The 22,336-nt window shown below is 41.7% G+C and carries 22 protein-coding genes; 11 read left to right on the top strand and 11 right to left on the bottom strand.

The features are described from left to right. Positions 1-5: 5 nt before the first annotated feature. The 10 genes from mreD to AAFH98_RS00590 form a co-directional block, all read right to left on the bottom strand. On the bottom strand, positions 6-476 hold the full coding sequence (gene mreD, locus AAFH98_RS00635; RefSeq protein ID WP_342520730.1) for a rod shape-determining protein MreD: 471 nt from the start codon (positions 474-476) through the stop codon (positions 6-8). Next, positions 473-1,315 carry a rod shape-determining protein MreC gene (gene mreC / locus AAFH98_RS00630; RefSeq protein WP_342520729.1) on the bottom strand — a complete coding sequence of 281 codons (843 nt, stop codon included), beginning with the start codon at positions 1,313-1,315 and terminating at the stop codon, positions 473-475. Before mreC ends, mreD begins: the two co-directional genes overlap by 4 nt. A gap of 15 nt (positions 1,316-1,330) precedes the next feature. Continuing rightward, positions 1,331-2,383: a rod shape-determining protein gene (locus tag AAFH98_RS00625; RefSeq protein ID WP_342520728.1), complete on the bottom strand. Its 1,053-nt coding sequence runs from the start codon at positions 2,381-2,383 to the stop codon at positions 1,331-1,333. 134 nt (positions 2,384-2,517) lie between these two features. Further along, complete coding sequence (gene purH, locus AAFH98_RS00620) at positions 2,518-4,098, bottom strand: bifunctional phosphoribosylaminoimidazolecarboxamide formyltransferase/IMP cyclohydrolase (protein WP_342520727.1); 1,581 nt, start codon at positions 4,096-4,098, stop codon at positions 2,518-2,520. 9 nt (positions 4,099-4,107) lie between these two features. Continuing rightward, on the bottom strand, positions 4,108-4,713 hold the full coding sequence (gene purN, locus AAFH98_RS00615; RefSeq protein ID WP_342520726.1) for a phosphoribosylglycinamide formyltransferase: 606 nt from the start codon (positions 4,711-4,713) through the stop codon (positions 4,108-4,110). A gap of 83 nt (positions 4,714-4,796) precedes the next feature. Further along, on the bottom strand, positions 4,797-5,876 hold the full coding sequence (locus AAFH98_RS00610; RefSeq protein WP_342520725.1) for an AI-2E family transporter: 1,080 nt from the start codon (positions 5,874-5,876) through the stop codon (positions 4,797-4,799). Next, positions 5,873-6,544, bottom strand: coding sequence for a regulatory protein RecX (locus tag AAFH98_RS00605; RefSeq protein WP_342520724.1), 672 nt, complete (start codon positions 6,542-6,544; stop codon positions 5,873-5,875). The genes AAFH98_RS00610 and AAFH98_RS00605 overlap by 4 nt, the downstream gene beginning before the upstream one ends. Beyond that, the gene (recA, locus tag AAFH98_RS00600) at positions 6,544-7,611 is read right to left on the bottom strand and encodes a recombinase RecA (RefSeq protein WP_342520723.1); all 1,068 of its coding nucleotides are present in this window, start codon (positions 7,609-7,611) and stop codon (positions 6,544-6,546) included. Before recA ends, AAFH98_RS00605 begins: the two co-directional genes overlap by 1 nt. 194 nt (positions 7,612-7,805) lie before the next feature. Then, positions 7,806-8,993: an aminotransferase class V-fold PLP-dependent enzyme gene (locus AAFH98_RS00595; RefSeq protein ID WP_342520722.1), complete on the bottom strand. Its 1,188-nt coding sequence runs from the start codon at positions 8,991-8,993 to the stop codon at positions 7,806-7,808. Between the two features lie 11 nt (positions 8,994-9,004). Then, complete coding sequence (locus tag AAFH98_RS00590) at positions 9,005-9,787, bottom strand: tryptophan 2,3-dioxygenase (protein ID WP_342520721.1); 783 nt, start codon at positions 9,785-9,787, stop codon at positions 9,005-9,007. A gap of 141 nt (positions 9,788-9,928) precedes the next feature. Here AAFH98_RS00590 and AAFH98_RS00585 point away from each other — a divergent pair, with 141 nt between their 5' ends. Together AAFH98_RS00585 and AAFH98_RS00580 are read left to right on the top strand one after the other, a co-directional pair. Then, a complete protein-coding gene (locus AAFH98_RS00585) occupies positions 9,929-10,783 on the top strand; it encodes a hypothetical protein (protein ID WP_342520720.1) in 855 nt (284 codons plus the stop codon). Then, positions 10,780-11,541 (top strand): TatD family hydrolase, encoded by a 762-nt coding sequence (locus tag AAFH98_RS00580; RefSeq protein WP_342520719.1) that lies wholly within the window; start codon positions 10,780-10,782, stop codon positions 11,539-11,541. Before AAFH98_RS00585 ends, AAFH98_RS00580 begins: the two co-directional genes overlap by 4 nt. Here the strand turns inward: AAFH98_RS00580 and AAFH98_RS00575 are convergent. Next, the gene (locus AAFH98_RS00575) at positions 11,528-12,661 is read right to left on the bottom strand and encodes a 4-phosphoerythronate dehydrogenase (protein WP_342520718.1); all 1,134 of its coding nucleotides are present in this window, start codon (positions 12,659-12,661) and stop codon (positions 11,528-11,530) included. The genes AAFH98_RS00580 and AAFH98_RS00575 overlap by 14 nt on opposite strands. Before the next feature lie 70 nt (positions 12,662-12,731). Here AAFH98_RS00575 and AAFH98_RS00570 point away from each other — a divergent pair, with 70 nt between their 5' ends. From AAFH98_RS00570 to AAFH98_RS00530, 9 genes are all read left to right on the top strand, one after another. After that, complete coding sequence (locus tag AAFH98_RS00570) at positions 12,732-14,072, top strand: thymidine phosphorylase (protein WP_342520717.1); 1,341 nt, start codon at positions 12,732-12,734, stop codon at positions 14,070-14,072. A gap of 106 nt (positions 14,073-14,178) precedes the next feature. Continuing rightward, positions 14,179-14,967, top strand: a complete 789-nt coding sequence (locus tag AAFH98_RS00565; RefSeq protein WP_342520716.1) for a PspA/IM30 family protein — start codon at positions 14,179-14,181, stop codon at positions 14,965-14,967. A gap of 12 nt (positions 14,968-14,979) precedes the next feature. Next, positions 14,980-15,438 carry a hypothetical protein gene (locus AAFH98_RS00560; protein WP_342520715.1) on the top strand — a complete coding sequence of 153 codons (459 nt, stop codon included), beginning with the start codon at positions 14,980-14,982 and terminating at the stop codon, positions 15,436-15,438. Between the two features lie 6 nt (positions 15,439-15,444). Next, positions 15,445-16,341: a hypothetical protein gene (locus AAFH98_RS00555; protein WP_342520714.1), complete on the top strand. Its 897-nt coding sequence runs from the start codon at positions 15,445-15,447 to the stop codon at positions 16,339-16,341. A 9-nt stretch (positions 16,342-16,350) separates the two neighbouring features. Further along, positions 16,351-17,127 (top strand): enoyl-CoA hydratase/isomerase family protein, encoded by a 777-nt coding sequence (locus AAFH98_RS00550; RefSeq protein WP_342520713.1) that lies wholly within the window; start codon positions 16,351-16,353, stop codon positions 17,125-17,127. A gap of 53 nt (positions 17,128-17,180) precedes the next feature. Continuing rightward, the gene (locus tag AAFH98_RS00545) at positions 17,181-18,455 is read left to right on the top strand and encodes a hemolysin family protein (RefSeq protein ID WP_342520712.1); all 1,275 of its coding nucleotides are present in this window, start codon (positions 17,181-17,183) and stop codon (positions 18,453-18,455) included. A gap of 42 nt (positions 18,456-18,497) precedes the next feature. After that, a complete protein-coding gene (locus AAFH98_RS00540; protein ID WP_342520711.1) occupies positions 18,498-20,210 on the top strand; it encodes an ATP-binding protein in 1,713 nt (570 codons plus the stop codon). Between the two features lie 185 nt (positions 20,211-20,395). Further along, positions 20,396-21,013, top strand: coding sequence for a TetR/AcrR family transcriptional regulator (locus AAFH98_RS00535; protein ID WP_342520710.1), 618 nt, complete (start codon positions 20,396-20,398; stop codon positions 21,011-21,013). Further along, on the top strand, positions 21,010-22,296 hold the full coding sequence (locus AAFH98_RS00530; RefSeq protein ID WP_342520709.1) for a TolC family protein: 1,287 nt from the start codon (positions 21,010-21,012) through the stop codon (positions 22,294-22,296). Before AAFH98_RS00535 ends, AAFH98_RS00530 begins: the two co-directional genes overlap by 4 nt. Positions 22,297-22,336 lie beyond the last annotated feature (40 nt).

Raw genomic sequence — 22,336 nt, 5'->3', positions numbered from 1 at the left:
TTAAATCATTTCGTTCTGAATAATTGTATAAAACTTGCTACAAAGGCTGTATATAAGCTACTGCCAATTAAATGTTGCCAGAAGAAGAGTTCTCCAGTGTAGTTTTGGATAACTGCATTCAAGCCTAAAAATATTAGGTTATGTAGTAATGAAGCTATCACAATGGTCAAAAACACTTGCCCAATAAGCAGTTGTTTTTGAGTTCCTTTTGGGATAAAGTTGTAACTAACAAATACCAATAACGTTTTTGCAAACATATTTAGTCCCCAAAAATCTAATAAGGCGTCTTGGAGAAATCCTAAGCCAGCAGCCATTAGCAAAGCCGAGGTTCGATCTTTTTGACCCATATACCAGACTAAAAATATCAGAACCAGATCGGGCTGAACCTGCATGATTTTTAAGTGCCGGAAAAGTACAATCTGTACTAACAGAAACCCCAGCCCGATGCCAAAATTTTTAAATCGTTCAAGATTCATTGTAAAAGATTTTGATAATCTTCATTTAGTTTTTGAATAGTAGTGTCTGGCTCAAATTTTACGACAAATCCTTCAGCAATTTCAAAAAGATTAACAAAAGGTGCTACGTAAACACGTTGGGTTTCTTTGCCTTCTTGTGGCTCGGTTCGTATAACTTTGCCAATGGGTATGTCAGGTGGAAATTGATTGCTATATCCGGATGTGACAACTACTTCGCCTGTATCAACATTTGTTGTTTGGGGTACATAATTGAGCTGTAGTTCCGTGATACTTTCTCCATCCCATGAGATAATACCATACCCATTTGACTGCTTAAGCTTAGCACTAACTCGGAAAAGGGGGCTAAAAAAGGGCATAATCTGGGAGTATCCGTTGGCAGTTAAAATCACTTTGCCAACTAATCCGTCAGCTGATACCATCGGCATTCCGTTGGCAATACCATCTTGCTGGCCGGCATCAATAGTCAGTGAATTTGTTACTTGGTTAAGCTCCTTGCCAACAACTTGTACAGGATATAAGCTTAAATTGCTCTCACTACTAAACTGTAGTAGCTCGCGGAGTTCTTTATTGCGTTTTGCCACTCCACGCAGGCGACTGAGCTCATCTAATAGCAATACATTTTGCTTTCGCAGATAGGTGTTTGTTTTTAGTGCTTGCCGGTATACCCGCACATTCGAAAGGGGTTCTTCCAGGTAGCTGAAAATTGTTATAGATGCTTTACGTAAGTTATTAAGCCCGCTTTGGTATCGGCCAATCATAAGAGCAATGGCCATAACCAGGATAAGTGCTGTTATAATATGATCTTTAGCATCAGCTATACGTGGAAGTCGAAATCGCATTCACACCTATGGGCTTTAGGAAATGACAGTTCTATAGTATTCAATATCTTCGAGTATGGCACCCGTTCCGCGTACAACAGCTGTTAATGGATCCTCAGCAATGTGTACAGGTAGATCTGTGGTTTCCATTATTAATTTATCCAGATTTTTGAGGTTGGCGCCACCACCGGTAAGCATAATACCACGATCGAGGATATCGGCCGATAATTCCGGAGGCGTTTGCTCCAGGGATTTGGTAATTGATTCAACAATAGTATTTACTGATTCAGAAATAGCCTCCCGGACATCTTTGGATGATACATGACGAATGCGCGGCACGCCGTTAACAAGATCGCGGCCTTTCGTTTCCATATCCAGTTCTTCGTCGAGCGGTGCAGCCGAACCGATTTCGCATTTAATTTTCTCTGCTGTTCGCTCACCAATAAGCAGATTATGGTTACGCCGGAAGTAGTTAATAATATCATCATTAAGCTCATCACCACCCAAACGAACCGATTGGGCATAAACAATACCCGAAAGGGCAATAACGGCAATTTCTGTTGTTCCACCACCGATATCTACAATCATGTTACCAATGGGTTCATGGACATTTAGCCCTATTCCGATAGCAGCAGCCATAGGTTCATCTACAAGATGAACTTCTTTGGCGCCAGCATGTTCAGCGCTGTCACGAACGGCACGACGTTCAACCTCAGTAATACCGCTGGGTACACATACGACCATTTGTCGGGTGCTTGAATACCATTTCATTTTAACCTTGTTTATCATGCCGCGAATCATTTGTTCGGCGACTTCAAAGTCGGCAATAACACCATCACGAAGCGGACGAACAGTACGGATGTTTTTGTGTGTTTTTTCGTGCATCAGCCGTGCTTCGTGGCCGGTTGCTACCGGCTCGTTTTGTGAGTTAAGTGCTACAATAGAAGGTTCGTTAAGTACGATACCTTCGCCGCGTGAGTAGATGAGCGTGTTCGCTGTTCCAAGGTCGATAGCAATGTCGGTGTAAAGCCAGTCGAACCAGCCTGCATTTTGCTGGTTCTTTTGTTGGTTCGGTGCGTTTGTATCCATGATTATGTTATGTAGATGAGCTAATTGTAATCAAGTTGATCGCCTGATAATATTTCAATTAATGAAAATACAATTTTACAGATCTATTTGCGAATTAATGAGGATTAAAAGTAAAAACCAAATTGTTGATTAATTTAGTGCCTAAAATGGCGATTTCCTGTAAATACCATCGCCATATTTAACTTATTAGCAGCTTCGATAACCTCTTCATCTCGAATACTGCCTCCAGGTTGTATTACACTGGTGGCTCCTGCTTCTGCCGCTGCTTCTACGCCATCAGCAAAGGGAAAGAAGGCATCAGAGGCAATAGCTGTACCTTCGAGTGATAGTCCTTCTTGTTTTGCTTTGGCAATGGCAATTTCAGAAGCTTCAACCCTACTTGTTTGTCCGGTACCGATACCGATAGTTTGACCATCCTTAGCATATACAATGGCATTCGACTTTACATGTTTCACCACTTTCCAGGAAAAAAGAAGATCTTCGATTTCCTGATCGGTTGGCTTTCTTTCGGTGACGGTTTTTAGTTCTTTCTTGCTGACGGTTTTGATGTCAGCTTCTTGGGTTAACGTTCCACCGAAAATTGATTTGAATTGTAGTTCCCGATTAATATTAGGTAGTTTTTTAATCTGGATAAGTCTTCGCTTCTTCTTTTGCTTCAACAGTTCAAGAGCTTCTTTGCTATAGGAGGGAGCAATGATAATCTCCGTAAATATTTCATCAATGTTTTGTGCTGTTTCGAGATCCAATTCTTTATTTACAACCACAATTCCGCCAAAGGGTGACATCGTATCGGTAGCAAAAGCTTTATCCCAGGCTTTGTGTAATGAGTCTGCAATAGCAACGCCACAGGGTACAGTGTGTTTAAAAATAGCACAAGCGGGTTTATCGTTCTGAAAATCTGCAATAAGATTCAGGGCTGCATCCACATCTGTGAAGTTATTATAGCTGAGCTGTTTGCCATGAAAACAATCAATAAACTCGTTCTGTGTACCATAGACGGCTGCTTTTTGGTGTGGGTTTTCCCCGTATCGCAGCGATTGTGATTTTTGAAGGGAAATGTTCAGCTGTTGCGGTAGCTGCTCTTCATCTTTATCCAAATCATTAAAATAATTTGCGATATTTGCATCATAGTGAGCTGTGTGGTTAAATGCTTCTTTTGCCCAGCCCTGGCGTGTTTTAAACAAGATTTTTCCTTGCTGATCGAGTTGTGTAGTCAGCTCGGAATATTGTTTTGGAGAAGTAAGTACACAAACATGTGCAAAATTCTTGGCTGCCGCACGAATCATTGTTGGTCCGCCAATATCAATATTTTCAGTGGCAGTTGCGGGCGTGCAGTCAGCTTTTGCAACGGTTTCTTCGAAGGGGTATAAATTGACTACAACAAGTTCGATAGGTTTGATGTCCAGCCGACTCATCTCATCTACATCAGGTTGATGGCTGGTTCGTCCCAGTAGCCCGCCGTGAATGATGGGATGGAGCGTTTTCACACGTCCATCGAGGCACTCTTCAAAGCCGGTGACTTCACTAACATCAGTTACAGGAATATCAGCTTCGCGGATTTTTTGAGCGGTACCGCCAGTAGAAATAATTTCTACATCAGCTTTATGTAGCTGGCTGGCAAGTTCAACGATTCCGGTTTTATCCGAAACAGAAAGTAAAGCTCTATTTATTTTAAGGGGAACTTCGGGGAGGGATTCAAGTGGTTGTAAAGACACAGTTAGTAATTATTGGGGGTTGGATTTATTGTTGAGTTGATTAGCTAAATCTGAAATTACCTTTGGAAAAAGTTCATGTTCTTCTTTTAAAACTCGTTTTGCCAGGGTTTCAGGAGTATCAGATTGTTTTACGGGAACTTTCCGCTGTCCTAAAATAGGTCCTTTGTCGTATTCTTCAGTAACAATATGCACCGTACATCCAGACTTTTTTTCCTCATCCTCAATGACAGCACGATGTACATTCATGCCGTAAAATCCTTTGCCGCCATATTTAGGTAATAGTGACGGATGTATGTTTATGATACGGTTTTGATAAGCTTCAATAATCTGTGGTGGAATTTTGATCATGTATCCGGCAAGTGCAATAAGATCAGTATTCCAATCTTGGAGTTGATTGAGAAGCGTGTCAATATATTCTTGGTCGGAAGAGAAGTCTGTGGGAGACAGACAGCGGTAGGCGATATTATTTTTTTGGGCACGTTCAATAGCCTGAATACCCTTTTTGTTGGTAATAAGGCCCTGAATTAGCCCATTAATTTGTCCGTTGTGAACGGCATCAATAATGGCTTGAAAATTTGTGCCCGATCCCGAGGCAAAGACAACAATATTGATCACAGTGTTGCGGCAAGTAAGAAGTTATCTGGTTGCTCGCAAATATATATAAAAAAGTGCAGAGATTAAGGAGCTAATTCGGTGAGTTAGTCCGCTTCAGGTGATTGGCTGACACGGAAAACATAATAATTATTAAAGCTCCAGCTAATCTGATTGAAGGTGATCTTGATAATAGTGGCAATGGGGATGGCTACTAACATTCCTAAAATACCGGCAGTTTCGGCACCGATCATAATAATAAATAAGATGGCTACCGGATGAATATCTGCGGAGCGAGAAAATATCATGGGTTGCAAAACGACATTGTCGAGTATTTGTACGGCAAGGATGGCCAGTACACAAGGCAATACGAGTGAGAAGTTTCCAACTTCAATAATAGAAACGATAATTGATAGAATATATCCGATAATAGGTCCAAAGTAAGGAATGGTATTGGCAATACCCACTACAATACCAACCGACAAGGAGTTATTGAGGCCAACGATAGAGAGTCCTACCCAAGATGTGAAAGCAATGATGAGGCTTTGTAACATCACACCCCGAAAATAAAGTCCAAGTCGACTTTCAATTTTGTCAATTAAACTGAGCGTTGTCTCAAAATATTTATTGGGAACAACTTTGAGGAGATCACGACGAATTTTTGTACCGTCCTTCAGAAAGAAAAAGGTAGCCAGTGGGATTATTAAGGCGGCATAAAAAATATTAGTAAAGATACCAATGATATTACTTAATGCTGACGGTATTTCTCCAACATCAAAAAGCTCTTGCAATACCGAAGCTATATTCGAACTCAAAAATTCTTCGGGGATAAAAGTAAATTTTTGACTAAGCTGATGGTCAATCTTTTGTGTAATGTTTTGAATATTCTGGATGTTAAGCTGGTTGGCCAATTCCACCATTTGATTGGCAACGATGGGGATGACGTTGGTAGAGATCCAGACCAAAATCAATACAAGTGAACTCATGGTTAGCGTAATCGAAAAGGTACGGTTCATACCCGCCGATTGCATTCGATTGACCAGTGGATCTAAAATATAGCTAAAGATCATGGCAATAATAGCATACCCTACAAGGGTACCATACCGATATAACAGGTAACCCACCACGATAATACCGGCAAGTCCTAATACCGATTTTATAACGCGTTCAAGGGTGATATTTTTCATTGCTCAATGGCTTTCATTAAATCATCTATATGTTTAAAGATATCGGATGATCGGTATCCCTTACGTGCCAGATGATCAACAACTTTTTTCTTTCTTTTATAGGGATCTTCTTCTCTCAAAAAGCGCCTTTTTCCCTTTAAAACCAAATGTAATAAAAGCTCTTTAATATTTTTATCTGCAAATACTTGCTGGATACTTTGCTCAGCCATACTGCTTGAAATACCCTTTTTATACAGGTGAGCCTTAATTTTATTTGGTCCCCATTTGTTGAGATGGCTTTTATCTTTGACGAAATTTTCAGTAAAACGTTGCTCGTCCAGGTATCCTTTTTCTTCTAATTCATCCAGTACATTTTCAATAACATTTTTGGGATACTCTTTGCGGATAGCTTTGGTAAAAAGCTCCTTTCGTGAATGATCGCGACTGCCCAACCGCTTCATCATATACGATTTGACCTTAAAACGTCCTTCTTCGCGCTCCAGTTTTCTAAGTAGTGCATGTGTTACAGTATCACCCTTGGTAAGGTTAAATTTGAGGAGCGTCTGATCAGAAACTCCAATCAGAAACTCCTCATCAACAAAAATGGAATAGCGTTCTTTATTCTTTTTTTGAACGTTGATAGAGCTTATTACCCCGGGCAAAAGTTCGTCAGACTTCGCTTCCATCATTAATCGTCGCTGTCAGACTCTTCATCTTTATCATCCGATTGTTCTTCACCATTCTCGGACTCTTCGGCATCTTCAGGCGGATTCATCTGCTCCCGAACCTGCTTCTCAATTTTGTCTGTCAGCTCAGGATCAGACTCCAGGAATTCAATAGCATTGTCGGTACCCTGTCCAATGGGTTCTCCACCATAGCGATACCAGCTTCCTCGTTTTTCGATGATATCAAATTCTACAGCCATATCCAGTATCTCAGCCATCCGTGAAATACCTTTGCCGTACATAATGTTGAACTCTACCTGTTTAAAGGGCGGTGCAACCTTATTTTTAACTACTTTCACCTTTGTTCGGTTACCAACTACGTCGTCGCCCTGTTTGAGTGATCCAATGCGGCGGATGTCGAGCCGAACAGAAGAGTAAAACTTGAGTGCACGTCCACCGGATGTAGTTTCGGGATTACCAAACATGACCCCGATCTTTTCACGAATCTGGTTAATGAATATAACAGCTGTACGTGTTTTGTTGATGATACCTGTAATTTTACGCATGGCCTGAGACATCAATCGAGCCTGCAAACCCATGTGGGAGTCTCCCATTTCGCCTTCGAGTTCGGCGCGGGGTACGAGGGCAGCCACAGAGTCAACAACGATGACGTCGAGAGCAGCAGAACGAATAAGTGTTTCGGTAATTTCAAGAGCCTGCTCACCACTGTCAGGTTGGGATACGAGGAGTTCATCGGTATTAATTCCCAGATTTTTAGCATAGCGGGGATCAAAAGCATGTTCGGCATCTACAAAAGCGGCATAGCCCCCGGCTTTTTGTGCTTCTGCAATAACGTGAAGAGCAAGAGTGGTTTTACCACTGGCTTCCGGACCGTAAATTTCAGTTACACGACCGCGTGGTATACCTCCAACGCCGAGCGCATAATCCACCATAATTGAGCCAGTGGAGATACTGGGGACATTGGATCGGGCTTCTTCTCCAAGCCGCATTATCGTGCCTTTTCCGTGCTGTTTTTCGATTTGGCCAATAGCCATTTCCAGTGCCTTTTCGCGATCTTTATTGTCAGACATAAATGAGAGAGTAATTAGGTTTTTGAATTTTCACAGGTCAATATATTAAATATTAATGACAACGTAGTGTCAGCTATCTTTAAGGATTTTGCGGAACCACTAAGGCACGAAGCTCATGAAGTTAAGAGATATATGTTGATAGTGTCTTAGTGGTAGTCTTTTTAGTAAGACCATTTAAGAACCTGATCCTTACACTATGGATTGATTTTGGATATAATGCTGTCTAATTCTTCTATCGCCTGTTTAATTTGATGAGAGGTAATATAAGGAGCCACGCCAAAGCGCAGGATGTCACCACGGGCATCGGTAAACACCCCCTTGTCCATGAGCTTTGTTCTAATAGTTCGGGCAAATGGAGATCGAAAAGCCAAAAATCCGCCAATATTTTCTATGGGTTCTTCATGGGCAATTTTAATAACGTCAGTGTCAAAATTATAGTTTGAAAACGTATTTCGCAGTAACGCTATCTGTTGCTGATATTGTTTATGTAGCACCTTAGGAGTTAAATTCATCTGATCAAAAAATGCTACAACTCTTGCTGCCCTGAATTGTGATGTTGTATCAAACGTTCCACTGGCAAACCGTTGGTGGTCATCTGCGTAAGAAACTCGATCGCTTTTAGCTTTGTCAAGTTGACTGAAGGAAGCAAACCATCCCGTAATGGCAGGGCGTAATTCACAATCTTTTGGATAACGTAAAAAGCAGTTTCCTTCGCCCCATTGCAAGTACTTATATCCGCCAATCAAAAAGTAGCAGTGATTAAGGTCTTCATCAGAAATAGACAGGGGCATAACATTAGTACCATGATAATCATCAACTAAAAAAGGGATGTTATGCGCTTTTGTAATTTTGGCTATTTCGCCGATATGTTGATTGACAATCCCGCTATTGAAATAGACGCGAGATAGCATTACAGCTGAAACGTTGTCATCAATAGCATGTTCAATTTGATTCACGATATCATCAGCATGACCATCAACAGTAATAATTTCGACTCCTTCTTCTTTCAACCGTTTAAGCTGACGTGCCATCGAGTGAAATTCACTGTCAGTAGTAATAATTTTAGGTTTTTGCTGCAGGTCAAAGCTTGAAAGCCACGATACCAACAGTTGATGCGTATTTTGTCCGAGGCAATACATGCCATCCGGATCATCATAATAATTGCGCAGGTAATTACGGAGTGTTTCAATTTTCTCAAAAGCAGGGTTCCATTTGTTGTCGATTTCTGAGGCAGCAACTTCAAATGCTTCCTGCAGTCCCTCGCGTGCAACATCGGGCCAGGCCTGGTGCGAATGGCCCGTAAAAAGAAGCCGGTTACTTACATCAAATTGCGAATAGTGTGGGGCCAGTTTTTGAGCCAGCTGATTAATATCGTGTGACATTTGGATAGGAATTAAATTTCTGATCGTATTTCCCAGAGATCGGGAAAAATGCGTTGGTGTAATGTTTTGCGCAGGTAGTCGACACCGCTTGAACCGCCGGTGCCCATTTTATTACCAATGGTACGTTCAACCATTTTTACGTGGCGGTAGCGCCATTCTTGCATCCCCTCGTCAAAATCCACAAACAACTCGCAGAGCATAGCCGTTTCCTGATCGTTTTGCATAATATGGAGCAATACATCCTGGTTTTCTTCAGAGGGATCGTACAGCAATCCATTGCTATGTTTGCGCTCCGGCATTTTGGCATCGTATCCTTTTTGCTGAAGAAATTTGCAAAAACACTCCCAGAGCGTGGGTTCAGCCATGCGTTCTTTCATTCGCTCAACATATTGGGGCTGGTCTTTATGAACTTGGAGAATATGCTCTGATCGATGTCCGCATATCATCTCTACTTCTCGGAATTGCACCGACTGAAATCCGCTGGCTTCATCTAAAAATCCACGGAAGCTATCAAATTCAAGTGGTGTCATGGTTTCCAGGATGTCAATTTGGGCAACCATAGTTTTGAGGATGGTTAATATCCGCTTCATCGTTTTAACAGCCCCCCAGGTTTTTCCGGCTTTTAGATCCTCCCGGAGTTTATCCATTTCGTGTAAAATCTGTTTAAACCATAGCTCATAGGTCTGGTGAATAATAATAAAAAGCATCTCGTCGTGTTCCTCCGGCTCTGACTGTAGTTGCTGGAGTTCCAAGAGTTCGTCAACTTTAAGGTAATTGCTATAGGTTAGTTTCATCCCGATATATGATTTTTATACATTTATACAGCAGCTAATAATAGGTAGAATTTGGCATAGTCTCTATCTTATATAGAGGGTTGTAGGATGGCGTCAAAATTGCTTAGATTTGGCGCGGAAATTACAATGGAAAAGTGACTAATGAGTATTTTAATTGCTGACAGCGGTGCAACGAAAACAGAATGGTGTTTGGTTAATGAAGGCCAGGCTGACACCTACTTTACAGAAGGGCTTAATCCCTACTATCATACTACAGAAAGTATTGAAAAAGTTATCCATGAAAATTTATTACCAGAACTTGATGAACCTGTTGAAGAGCTGTTCTTTTATGGTGCGGGTTGTGATGGGGAGAAGAAATATCAGACCATAAAAAAAGCCCTTGATTTGTGCTTTCCTGATGCGAATAAAAATATATATCACGATCTGCTTGGAGCAGCAAGAGCTTGTTTTTTTAATGAGCCGGGGATTGCCTGCATTCTTGGCACTGGTTCTAATTCGTGTTTGTATGATGGCGAAAAAATCATTGAACATATTCCATCATTGGCATTTATTCTGGGGGATGAGGGTAGTGCCGGTTACTTTGGGAAAAAACTGATTAATAAATATTTCCGTTTTGAAATTCCCGATGATTTGAAAAAGGATCTCGAGGAAAATTATAATATGTCGCTTGAGCATATTAATAAGGGGTTATATGATGGGGAGCAAAAAAGTAGGTTTATTGCTTCTTATGGTGCTTTTTTAGGGGAGCATAGCGATCATCCCTTTGTGAAAGAAATGCTGTATGAAGGATTTGATAACTTTATTTCGCGCATTGTATTAAACTATACCAATGCTCAGGATTACGAAGTACGGTTTATTGGTTCGGTTGCCTTCGCCTACCAAGAGTTGATTAATGAGATTTTGGCAGAATATGGCTTCAGTTCTGGCCAGTTCATAAAAAATCCTATGGAGCGACTTGTAACCTTTCATACTGATCCAAAACTGAAAGAATCGTGATTGATACCCATTGTCACCTCTATCTGGATCAATTTTCTGATGATCTTGACCAAGTGCTGAACCGCGCAGCAGATGAGGGAGTGTCTCATATTTTTTTGCCGGCTATTGATTTGGCCTCTCTCCCTAAAATGGATGAATTATCGCATCCGGAGATATCTTTCCACAAAATGGCGGGCATTCATCCCACAAGTGTCAACGATGGCAAAGGGACGGATGAAGAGACCTTGATGGAGCTTTGTAGTCGCGATGATTTTGTGGCCGTGGGGGAAACGGGTTTAGATTATTACTGGGATGAGAGTTACAAGCAGGAGCAGCAGCAAAGTCTGCAGATGCATTGCCGGGTAGCTAAAGCGGTACAAAAACCCATAGTGCTGCATAATCGAGATAGTACGGCGGACCTTTTAGATGTTATTGAAGCAGAGCAGGATGGCAGCCTGTCGGGAGTTTGGCATTCTTTTACCGGAACGGCGGACGAAGGAAAACGAGCCATAGACTTGGGACTTAAATTGGGGGTTGGTGGCATTTTTACCTTTCGTAATGCTAATGTTGATCAGGCCGTGGCCCAATTGCCTCTTGAAGATATGATCATTGAAACCGATGCCCCTTATTTGGCTCCGCATCCCAAGCGTGGAAAGCGCAACGAACCTTCCTTTGTAATACATACCGCAGCACGTCTGGCCGAAGTGATGAATCTGTCGATCGAAGAAGTGGAAAGGGTTACGGATAGAAACGCCCTCAGCCTTTTTAGGATGAGCTAATTTTCAAAAACCCTAAATCATTGAGGAGCGGAAATTTCTCAAAATAGTTGGCAGGGAGTTCGGTATGAGTAAATTGTTGCCGTAGCGGGAATTCCGCACGTAGTTTGTTGAATAGCTTTCCCCGCTCCTCAGGATGGTTTTTAATGATGTCCGTTAACTGTTCTTCATATTTTTTTATGGGATGTAATTCCTTTAGCAGGGATGAAATGGAATCAAACGATGACAGGTCGTTATCAAAAGTTGTTGGATTTGTTTCGGCTAATTTTTGAGAGCGCTCCAGGTCAAAATGGGCAATCAAATCATTTGCAATAAATTTAGAGGCATTTTCTTTGGCTTGCACGGAGTATCCCGCGATATGAGGCGTTTTTAGAAAAGAAGTCCCCGCCGTATCCAAGTGGATATCAGGTTCATTTTCCCACGTATCGATAATGATATCTCGGACTTTTCCTTGCTTCATCGCGGTAAGTAGGGCTCTTTCATCCACCACTCCGCCTCGGGCTGCGTTAATGATGAGGTGAAAAGCATTATTGGATAGCTTTTCTTCGTCTAACCAATGGTAGGTGGCATATTTGCCGGTTTTATCAAGTGGAGTATGAAACGAGAGAATATCACAGGCCAGTACTTCATCGCGCGATGCAGAATTAAAGTGCTTTTCGCGTTGTGCCCGTGGAGGATCGTAGGACACTATTTGTAATCCTAACTCTTCAAGTATTCGACTTACTTGCGTGCCTGCATTACCTGCACCAACAATCCCGATAGATAACTCATGAAGGGGGGTGTTCCTTTTTTCTGACCATATTAATAGTGCCGTAGCTACATATTCGGCCACTGACCGAGCATTGCATCCCGCGGCATCGGCAAAGTGAATGTTATGGGTTTTAAGATACGATTGATCTACATGGTCGGTACCTGAAGATCCTGTGCCGATAAATTGTAGCTGATCAGGAATATTAGGAAGCGTCTGTTTGTTGATGGGGATAACCGTACGAATGAGCATCGCATGGGCTTGTTCAACCTCGGTTGGTAAACCCTGAGCCGGATCAAAAAGTTGTAAATTTACACTTTCAGGTAGATAAGCCTGTATATTATATAGATATTTATCGGCTAAAACGTTGATCATCAGAGGATTTTGAATAGTAGACGTTGAAGAAATTTAGCTCACAAGAAAAATAATTTAACGGCAAAGCTCCATGAGTTCCAAAGAGTACAATATTGTTTCCTTAATTCGAAAAAAACGAGACACCCAACAACTTAATAGAGATGAAATCTCTTATCTGATTGAGGAATACACAAAAGATGAGGTGCCCGATTATCAGATGAGTGCCTTTTTGATGGCTTCGTATTTAAATGGATTGGATGAAGATGAGGCTTCGGCGCTTACGCATTCGATGTTGCACTCGGGACGGGTGCTCGATTTAAGCGATATTCCCGGTAAGAAAGTAGATAAGCATTCCACAGGAGGGGTGGGGGATAAGCTTTCGCTTATTTTAGCACCCATTGTAGCCAGTTGTGGCGTGCCGGTACCGATGATTTCTGGACGCGGTTTAGGTCATACAGGGGGGACCCTTGATAAGATGGAATCGGTACCCGGCTTTAATGTAGATATGACGTTGGAGCGGTATCAGCAAATTTTGGCTAAATGCAATATGGTTATGGCCGGTCAGACCGAGGAAGTGGCTCCAGCCGACAAGCGCCTGTATGCACTGCGTGATGTGACGGCAACGGTGGAGTCTATTCCGTTAATTGCCGGAAGCATCATGAGTAAAAAGTTGGCTGAGGGGATAGATGCGTTGGTACTGGATGTGAAGTTTGGTTCCGGAGCGTTTATGAAGACACGGGAAGAGGCGGAGGAATTGGCCGAAGCACTGGTAGCTATTGGTGAGGATTTTGGGAAAGAAACGGTAGCTTACTTGACGAATATGAACCAGCCGTTAGGGTACAAGATTGGTAACTGGCTGGAAATGGAAGAGTCAATGGATGGGCTACAGGGGAAAGGGCCTGATGATGTAATGGAAGTTACCCATATGCTTGCGGGGACCATGATTATGCTTGGAGGTAAGGTCTCTTCTGTAAAAGAAGGTATTAAAATGAGTCATCAAGCCATAGAGAATGGACAGGCTTTTGAAAAATGGCTGGAGCTGACCGAAGAGCAGGGGGGCGATACAAGCGTTTTAAAAGATTTTTCAGCCTATGACCATACCGAATACTCTTTTGAATTTTCCGCACCGCAATCAGGATATATATCAGAGATTGATGCCTATAGCATTGGTATGGGATCATTGGAGTTAGGAGCCGGCAGGAAGAAAAAAGATGATATCATCGATCCGGCAGCGGGTATTGAGCTAAAGAAAAAGATAGGTGATCAGGTAAAAAAGGGTGAAACATTGGCGGTTGGTTTTACGAACAACAAACAGTTAACAGAAACGGCAATTAATAAACTCGAAAATGCGTTTACTATTCGTGAGCAATCAGTTGAAAAGCTAAAGATGATTACACACCGCGTTGATAAAAACGGAGTTCACGAAATGTAAGGCGGTTATTAATTGCAATATCACTAAATTAACATAACTTTACAGTACTTGGGGTAACCAACAGTACCTTAGGGCAGGGCAAAGTTTAATAAAAAAGAAAAATACTATGTTTAAACGATTCATTCGTGCAATTAAGTCGCTATTTGGTGGGTTTGTCAGTTCCATGGAAGATCCTAAACTTATTTTAGAGCAGAATATCCGGGATCTTAATGATCAAATTCCCCAGATGAATGAGAATATTGCCACGGTTAAGGCAAATAAAATAATGCTCCAGAAAGAGGTAGATAAGCTGGAGAAAAAGATCAAGGATTTAACGGCAAAAATTAAATCTGCTATTCAGGCTGACCGGGATGATATCGCCGAAGGGTATGCCATGCAGCTTGAGAAGGCCAAAGAAAATCTTTCTACTTCTAAAGAGCAGTTGAAGTTTGCTGAGCAGGCGTATGAAAAGGCGCTGAAAGTGAAGAAGGCGTTTATGCGTGAAAAAGATCGTAAGATCCAAGAAGCTAAAGAAGCTATGCGTGCCAGTGAACGGGCCGAGTGGCAGGGCAGGATTGCCGATGCGCTTGAGCAGTTTGAAACAGGAGGGTTAGATCAGACGCATGACGAGATGGTGAATCGGCTAAATGAGCAAACGGCCAAAAATGAAGCTCGTATGGAGCTGGCGCTTGATAGTATTGATACTGAAACGATGGAAATTGAGGCTAATGCTGAAAAACTACGTGCTCATGAATTGGTTGAGCAATTTAAATCCGAAATGGGCAAAACAACGGCATCAGAAAAAGAAAAGAGCGTAGGTTCTTCTGATGGTGAGGGGGAAATCGATATTGATGAAAAATCCTCCGAAAAGCAATCCGATAAAACCATTGGTAGCAAGGAGCGTTCTAAATCTTAATGAGGCAGGATGATGAGTGAATCCAATCGGAAGGAGCGGGACCGTCTTAAGGAGGAATATAAGGCGCATTACCGTAAGATACGGGAGATTAAGGAGCAGGGCGCTCGAGCTAAGCGTACCCAGAATATTACACACGCATTAAAAAGCTTGGATAAAAGCGAACTGTTAGATGCCTTTGATGATCTTCTGTATTCTGTAAAACATAAGGTAGCATCGGTAGAAGCCCGTTTGGATTTAGCGATGGATTCTCTGGGTGAAGAGCCTGAGAATATGGTAAGCCAGGAAGAAGTGGATGAAGAGTTAAGGAAATCTAAAGCAAAAGATACGCTTCGCCAGGTGAAGATGGAGATGGGACTTTTGTATAAGGAAATTGAAAAACAAGCCAGCGATATAAAGGTGAATAAAACGATTGGCAGTGGAGAAAAAGAGGAGCCTGCTCACCAAGGGAAAGATAATATTGAAGAAGACTAAGCCATTATGAGCAACGAAAAATCCATTAATTTCACACGCGAAGCTTTTCTCCACCCTGTTAACCTGGGAGTGCTGTTGATTGCTACGGTTTCTGCTTTTGCCCTAAGCGATATGGGGTTAATTTCGAACTTGGTCCTTACTATGACGTTTGGAGTTGAATTGATGTATTTAGGGATTGTGCCGCGCCTGCCCCGATTCCGAAAAAACGTGAAGCTCAAAAAAGTACGGGAACAGAATCCGGCGGCGCGCGAAAAGTCAACATTTCAAGAGCTCGATAAAAAAAGTCAAAAGCGCTTTTTGGTACTCAAGCATCTTGCAAAATTGATTAAAGAGAATTTTGATAAGCTCCCCTACAGTTCTCAGGGGTTGTTGGAAAATATCCGTGATAAAGTAGAGGAGTTGCTTTCTAATTACTTAACGCTGCTTGACCTGCACAAGCGTTACCGGTTGTATATGGACACGTCGGTAGAAGAAAGCTTGAAACGAGAAGTGGAGGTTGAAGAGCGTGAAATGCAGGGTATGGAATCACAACGATTAAAGAGAACGACGGCACGTCGGGTGGGGATCCTTAAGAAGCGTCTTAAAAAGTTTGAGGTTGCCAAAGAAAAATACCTGATATGTGAAACCCATCTCGAAACGATCGAGGACGCCATCCGCTACATTTATGAGGAATCTATGACGATGAGTAATCCCGAAGAAATTGGATTCCAACTTGATAATCTTCTGGAAGAGGTTGAAGAAACATCACAGCTGATTGATGATCTTGATCGAGATATCTTTCCATATAGTTCCGATTTTGATGATATTGATTTGGATAATGATTTTTTAGATTTGGATGACGAATTGGAACCTAAAACAGAGACTGAATCGAAGGTAGAGTCTTCGAATCGAGTTAAAGAATAAATTATTTTTATGAGCGAATCCTACAATACAATTACGTTGGAAATTGATGAACGGGGAGTTGCAACAGTAACGATTAATCGTCCAAAAAAGCTAAATGCACTGAATGATAAGGTGCTAAACGAACTGGCTGATGTTTTTAAAGCTATCCAGGTAGATGATGATATCAAGGCTGTAATGGTAACAGGAGCCGGTGATAAAGCGTTTGTAGCTGGTGCTGACATTAAAGAGCTTCGGGAGTTGGATAACCGATCTGGCCGGATGGCTTCTCAAAAGGGGCAACAGATTTTTCAGCTTATTGAAGATACGCGAAAACCAGTGATAGCAGCTGTAAATGGTTTTGCGTTAGGCGGAGGTGCTGAATTGGCTATGGCATGTCACCTGCGAATAGCGGGCGAAAATGCAGTGTTTGGACTTCCCGAAGTAGGGTTAGGGCTGATTCCAGGTTATGGCGGTACGCAGCGGTTACCTGAACTGGTTGGTAAGGCTCGTGCCTTGGAGATGATTTTAACAGGGAAACAAATATCAGCTGACGAAGCCAAACAGATGGGATTGGTTAATGAGGTGAGTGAAAATCCGGAAGAAGCTTCAATGCAGTTGCTACAGACTATCCTCAAAAAGGGACCAATAGCAATTCGTGAAGCTATTAAAGCAGTCTATCATTCGGGGAATCGTTCGGGTTATCAGATTGAGGCTGATATTTTTGGTCAGCTTTGCGAAACCGATGATTTTATCGAGGGGACATCAGCATTTCTTGAAAAGCGAAAGCCAGAGTTTTCAGGAAAATAGCGTTTTTGGCGCCTTTTTTAGCATAGAAAAGTTTAGAATTAGAAATTACTTGCGTGACTGAATTATTACTAATAGTCCTGACTATCATTCTCAGTGGATTTTTTTCCGGATCTGAAATTGCTTTTGTGAGCTCAAACAGGTTAAAGCTTGAGATCGAGTCCCGAAAAGGATCTTGGACGGGACGGGTTGTCAATGATTTTGTTCGGAATCCGGAAACTTTTCTAACCACTACACTTGTCGGTAATAATATTGTTAATGTAGTGTATGCTACATTAATGGCTATTTTTTTGGTCGCTCCAATCACAGAGGTGTATCAAGCATCGGTGGGGCAAATGCCCTCCGAAGCAATGGTGTTAGTAATTCAGACAGTTATAGCATCGGTTGTCATAATGTTGTTTGGAGAAATTTTACCCAAAGCCCTTTTTCGCATTCACGCCGACTGGTGGATGAAAATTATTGCCGTACCCCAAAAGGTATGTAATGTACTTTTTAAGCCACTTATATTTTTGGCCGACAAGTCATCAGATTTTATTATCAGGCTTATCAATCCAGAGGTGGACCGGTCTGGGCAGATATTTCGTCGCGAAGATGTAGAGTTGATTTTTCAGGAGCTGCGCGATACGGGCGGGCATGATCTCGATAGAGAGGACTCCGAAATCTTGCATAATGTGCTTGAGCTTTCGAACAAGCGTGTAAAAGAGTCGATGATTCCTCGTACTGATATTGTAGCCGTGGAAAAGAATACCAGTATTGAAGAAACACTCAAAACATTTATTTCGTCAGGGTTCTCAAAACTTCCCGTTTATCAAGAATCTATTGATGATATCATTGGGGTTATCTTTGCTTATGATTTATTTAATAATCCCGAAAATCTAAGTGAAATTATTCGGCCGATTAAGTTGGTTCCGGCATCACAAAAGTCGAAAGATCTGCTGTCAGAATTCAGAAATTCCAATATTTCAGTAGCAATTGTAATTGATGAGTATGGAGGTACCTCCGGAATGGTTACTATCGAGGATCTGCTCGAGGAGGTTGTTGGGGATATCCAGGATGAGTATGATACGGAAGATCACATCATGAAAAAGCTGACGGGCAATAGCTATATCTTAAGTGGCGGGGTTGAGATTGAAGATCTGATGCAGAAGTTTCCTGAAATAGATCTCCCGGAAGAATCCAGCGAGTATGAAACAATAGCTGGATATATTATCAATGAGCTTGGCCGGATTCCCAAAGTAAATGAAGAGCTTTTGATTGACGACAAGAAAATTATTATTAGCAAAGCAACACCAAGTCGTATCGAAACTGTTAAAGTGATTGTCATGGAATAATCCATGCTAAGCACTACCTGACAACCAAAAACTGATAACTGTATGTTTGATCATTATCCCAAGTGGGCCCAGGAATTTGCCCAGAAATATCTTAGTCGTACAATAAATCAGTTTATCCTGCATGGAAATGTACATGATTTGGTGCCCCTGCATCGGAATAGTCAAACCGATTTTGTTCGCCTGAAATCCTTTTTATCAGAAGAGTTTTTCGGCGCGCGTGATTATGTGATTTTCTACGATCGCTCATCGGGTATTTATTTTCGGGATGGAGAGTCGAAAAAGGATTTTAATCAAGCTTTATCGGGCCGGGATTCGTTATTGGGTACCGATTATGCCAATAAAATGCCCAAGGATCCAGTGCGCGTTTTTTCACTGTTGGAGCAGTATTTCCGGGTACGTATTGATGATAAAAAGAGCATTGCCCTGATTATTGATTATGCGGATACTATCGTGCCAATGAACGAAGCTGGTGCCAGTGGTTCAGAAGATCGCACCTCAATGGTGTATCTGTCTCGATGGGCGCATGATCCCATGTTTTTAGCAGCAGATTTTACAACGGTTTTACTCACCGAAAATCTGGCGGATCTAAATAAGACGCTGGTACAAAATCCCTATACTACGGATATAAAAATAAATATTCCTGATGAGCAGCAGCGTCAGCAGTTTATCAATTTTGAGGCTACTGATGAAGAGTTTGATGCATTTTCTGATGTCAGTGAAAAAGTAGTAGCCCAGCAAACAGCGGGACTTAATTTTATTAATATTCGCAGCATCCTTTCCAATGCCCGAGAAAACAAGGAGAAAATCACTCATGATCGTCTCTCTGAAGCAAAGAAAGAACTGATTGAGGCTGAGGCTTATGGTTTACTCGAGTTTGTGGAAACCGATTATACGCTCGACAACGTTGCCGGCCATGCCAAGGTAAAAGAGCACCTTCGTCATGCTGTACAGGCGCTCAAAAGTGGTCGCCAAGATGTACTCCCCATGGGGTATTTGGTGTGCGGACCTGTTGGTACCGGAAAAACGTTTTTGGTGACTTGCTTTGCGAGCGAAGTGGGTATTCCGATGGTGAAGCTGAAAAACTTTCGCAGCCAATGGCAAGGAGTAACCGAAGGAAATCTCGAAAAAATTTTGGGCTTGCTTAAAGCAATGTCGCCTGTTGCAGTGATGATTGATGAGGCTGATGCTTACCTTGGTGATCGTGACGCCAGTGGTGACAGTGGCGTTTCCAGTCGCGTGTTTTCACAAATTGCTACCTTCATGAGCGACACCCGAAATCGTGGTGAAATTATCTGGTTTTTGATGACGGCACGTCCCGACCTGATGCCGGTAGATCTCAAACGGCAGGGCCGAGCGGAAGAGCATTTGGCTTTATTTCCACCACATACCAAAGAAGAACGGGTAGAGCTTTTCAATGCCATGAAAAAGAAAACCGGGCTACAGCTTACCGAAGAATATATCCCACAGGTTATTGAGCAAGGGTTAAAAACCTTCTCAGGTGCAGATATGGAAGCCGCCCTTACACGAGCAAAATTCCGAGCAGCGGCACAAGATTTGGATAAAGTCACACCCGAAATTTTAGATGTAGCCCTTAACGATTTTCTTCCGCCTACCTATCCCGAGGAGATTGAACTACAAACGCTCAGTGCCGTGATTGAATGTACCTCTAAAGAACTGTTGCCCGAGCGATATCAGGAAATGGACCGAGGCGAAATTCTTGAAAAAATTGAGGAGCTAAAATACCGGATCGGCTAACTTTCCGCACAAGAAGAACCTTCCCAAACGCATTATTCTTTTTTAAAGTCATTTCTGCGATATCCGTAACCTATTGGAATCGTTATAGTTATATTAATTATATTTTTAACTATAAATTTTAACCAAATGGTTGAATCGTATGGTTAATAGTCGTAAAATGGTATTGAATTAAAATGAAAGAAGATATGTCAGACAAAAACTTAGATACTCAAGAACAAATTTTTGAAGCAGCATGTCGTGTATTTCAGCGTAAGGGATATGCTGGGGCGCGCATGCAGGAAATTGCCGATGAGGCCGAAATCAATAAGTCGATGCTTCACTATTATTATCGAAGCAAAGACAAACTTTTTCAAGAGGTGTTTCAGCGGGAGATAAAACGGTTATTTCCGGTGATTTTTGGTGTATTGGACTCTGACCGAAGTCTGCCTGATAAGATCGATGAGTTGATTGACACTTATTACTCCTTTCTGGAAGATAATCCTTATCTCGTTCAGTTTGTGTTGCATGAGATGCATCAGCATGCTGATCGTTTTAAAGATTTCATAAAGGAGGAAAGCATTCGTCCTCCCAAAAGTTTTCTTGTCCAGATTGAGGGTGAGGTAAAACAAGGAAATATGGATCCTGTAAACCCCAAACAATTAATGATAAGCATCATTGGACTCATCCTGTTTCCATTTATCGCACGTACGATGATAGAAACTATCTTTGCTATGGAAGAGTCGGATTTTCTGGAATTCCTGAAAGAGCGGAAAGAGTTTTTGTCTGATTTTATTTTGAATGCCATTAATTACAAAAAGCCATGAAAGTGTTCCTTGTCTTATTTCTGTTTTTTGGAAGTTTTCAACAGCCGGTGCCAGCAGATTCTATTAGTCTGCAGTATTGCTACGAGCAAGCCGAAGAGAATTATCCCATTGCAAAAAACATGGAACTTCAGGAGAAGATTACAGATCTGAATGTTAGCATTGCCCAAACGGGATATTATCCACAAGTAAGTGTAGATGGAAAGGCAAGTTATCAATCTGAAGTGACCGACATTTCCTTACCGGGAGGGATGGGACCACCGGCAGTGAGCAAAGATCAATATGAAGCCTCGGTAAGTGTTACTCAAAAAATATTTAACGGTGGGGCCGTTGGAATCCGTAAAAAAATTGAGAAAACAAAGGGGAAGCAAGAGATACATTCCACGGAAGTTGAATTGCATCAGATTCGCTCGCAAGTAGATCAGGTATACTTTGGAATACTACTATCACAGCAGCAGAGTAAGGTTAATGGTTTGCTTATTGAAGAGCTTCAGGAGCGTTTGAAATCCGTCCGGTCTCAAGTAAAAAATGGAGTATTACTATCAAGCCAACAATATATTTTGGAAGCTGAACTTATTAAAGCTCGTCAAGATTCAGCAAGTATTGAGTCTAATATCAGGGCGAACTATCAAGTTTTAAGTGAGCTTATTGGGCAAGAGGTGGATTCATCAATAGCATTAATACTTCCAGAATTAGAGGTGGGTTACCAGTCATTGCAACCAATGCGTGCGGAATATGATCTCTTTGAAAGCACCCGAAGAATATTGAAACAACAGAAGGAGCTGGCAGAGACAAAAAAGATGCCCAGCATTTCAGCTTATGGTTCTGCAATGTATGGCAGGCCGGGACTGAACTTCCTGAATGATGATTTTCACGATTACTACATGGTAGGCCTGAAGTTACGTTGGAATTTGTTTGACTTCCTAAATTCGAATCGCGAAATGCAAGCTTTGCAAATACAACAGCGTAAAGTGACTCGGAATCAACAAGCTTTTACAAAGCAACTCGAAGCTTCTATAGGTCGAATGGATGAGCAAATTTCATCTCTCCGCGAGAACATAGAACGCGATAAAGAGATCATAGGGCTCCGTAATAAGATTGTGAAAGAAAGTGCGAGTCAGCTTGATAATGGGGTTATAACCGCCACTGAATATGTTACAGAGTTAACACAAGCAAACAAGGCAAGACTCTCTCTTTTTATAAATCGTGTACAGCTTGCAGAGGTACAAGTTAAATATCTAACAACTCTTGGAGTTCCTCTCCAGAGTGTTACTACTGATAAGTAAACAGAATGTATGTGAGATTCTATATAGTTATCAAAAATAA

It is taken from the genome of Fodinibius sp. Rm-B-1B1-1 (genome assembly GCF_038594945.1).
GTDB classification, from domain to species: domain Bacteria; phylum Bacteroidota; class Rhodothermia; order Balneolales; family Balneolaceae; genus Fodinibius; species Fodinibius alkaliphilus.
This window is presented reverse-complemented; position numbering and strand designations above follow the sequence as displayed.

What these genes read in the sequence shown, in the direction of transcription:
- mreD (WP_342520730.1), bottom strand. Translation starts at nt 476, where the DNA reads ATGAATCTTGAACGATTTAAAAATTTTGGCATCGGGCTGGGGTTTCTG.
- mreC (WP_342520729.1), bottom strand. Translation starts at nt 1,315, where the DNA reads ATGCGATTTCGACTTCCACGTATAGCTGATGCTAAAGATCATATTATA.
- AAFH98_RS00625 (WP_342520728.1), bottom strand. Translation starts at nt 2,383, where the DNA reads ATGGATACAAACGCACCGAACCAACAAAAGAACCAGCAAAATGCAGGC.
- AAFH98_RS00610 (WP_342520725.1), bottom strand. Translation starts at nt 5,876, where the DNA reads ATGAAAAATATCACCCTTGAACGCGTTATAAAATCGGTATTAGGACTT.
- AAFH98_RS00605 (WP_342520724.1), bottom strand. Translation starts at nt 6,544, where the DNA reads ATGATGGAAGCGAAGTCTGACGAACTTTTGCCCGGGGTAATAAGCTCT.
- recA (WP_342520723.1), bottom strand. Translation starts at nt 7,611, where the DNA reads ATGTCTGACAATAAAGATCGCGAAAAGGCACTGGAAATGGCTATTGGC.
- AAFH98_RS00595 (WP_342520722.1), bottom strand. Translation starts at nt 8,993, where the DNA reads ATGTCACACGATATTAATCAGCTGGCTCAAAAACTGGCCCCACACTAT.
- AAFH98_RS00590 (WP_342520721.1), bottom strand. Translation starts at nt 9,787, where the DNA reads ATGAAACTAACCTATAGCAATTACCTTAAAGTTGACGAACTCTTGGAA.
- AAFH98_RS00585 (WP_342520720.1), top strand. Translation starts at nt 9,929, where the DNA reads ATGAGTATTTTAATTGCTGACAGCGGTGCAACGAAAACAGAATGGTGT.
- AAFH98_RS00575 (WP_342520718.1), bottom strand. Translation starts at nt 12,661, where the DNA reads ATGATCAACGTTTTAGCCGATAAATATCTATATAATATACAGGCTTAT.
- AAFH98_RS00570 (WP_342520717.1), top strand. Translation starts at nt 12,732, where the DNA reads ATGAGTTCCAAAGAGTACAATATTGTTTCCTTAATTCGAAAAAAACGA.
- AAFH98_RS00565 (WP_342520716.1), top strand. Translation starts at nt 14,179, where the DNA reads ATGTTTAAACGATTCATTCGTGCAATTAAGTCGCTATTTGGTGGGTTT.
- AAFH98_RS00560 (WP_342520715.1), top strand. Translation starts at nt 14,980, where the DNA reads ATGAGTGAATCCAATCGGAAGGAGCGGGACCGTCTTAAGGAGGAATAT.
- AAFH98_RS00555 (WP_342520714.1), top strand. Translation starts at nt 15,445, where the DNA reads ATGAGCAACGAAAAATCCATTAATTTCACACGCGAAGCTTTTCTCCAC.
- AAFH98_RS00550 (WP_342520713.1), top strand. Translation starts at nt 16,351, where the DNA reads ATGAGCGAATCCTACAATACAATTACGTTGGAAATTGATGAACGGGGA.
- AAFH98_RS00540 (WP_342520711.1), top strand. Translation starts at nt 18,498, where the DNA reads ATGTTTGATCATTATCCCAAGTGGGCCCAGGAATTTGCCCAGAAATAT.
- AAFH98_RS00535 (WP_342520710.1), top strand. Translation starts at nt 20,396, where the DNA reads ATGTCAGACAAAAACTTAGATACTCAAGAACAAATTTTTGAAGCAGCA.
- AAFH98_RS00530 (WP_342520709.1), top strand. Translation starts at nt 21,010, where the DNA reads ATGAAAGTGTTCCTTGTCTTATTTCTGTTTTTTGGAAGTTTTCAACAG.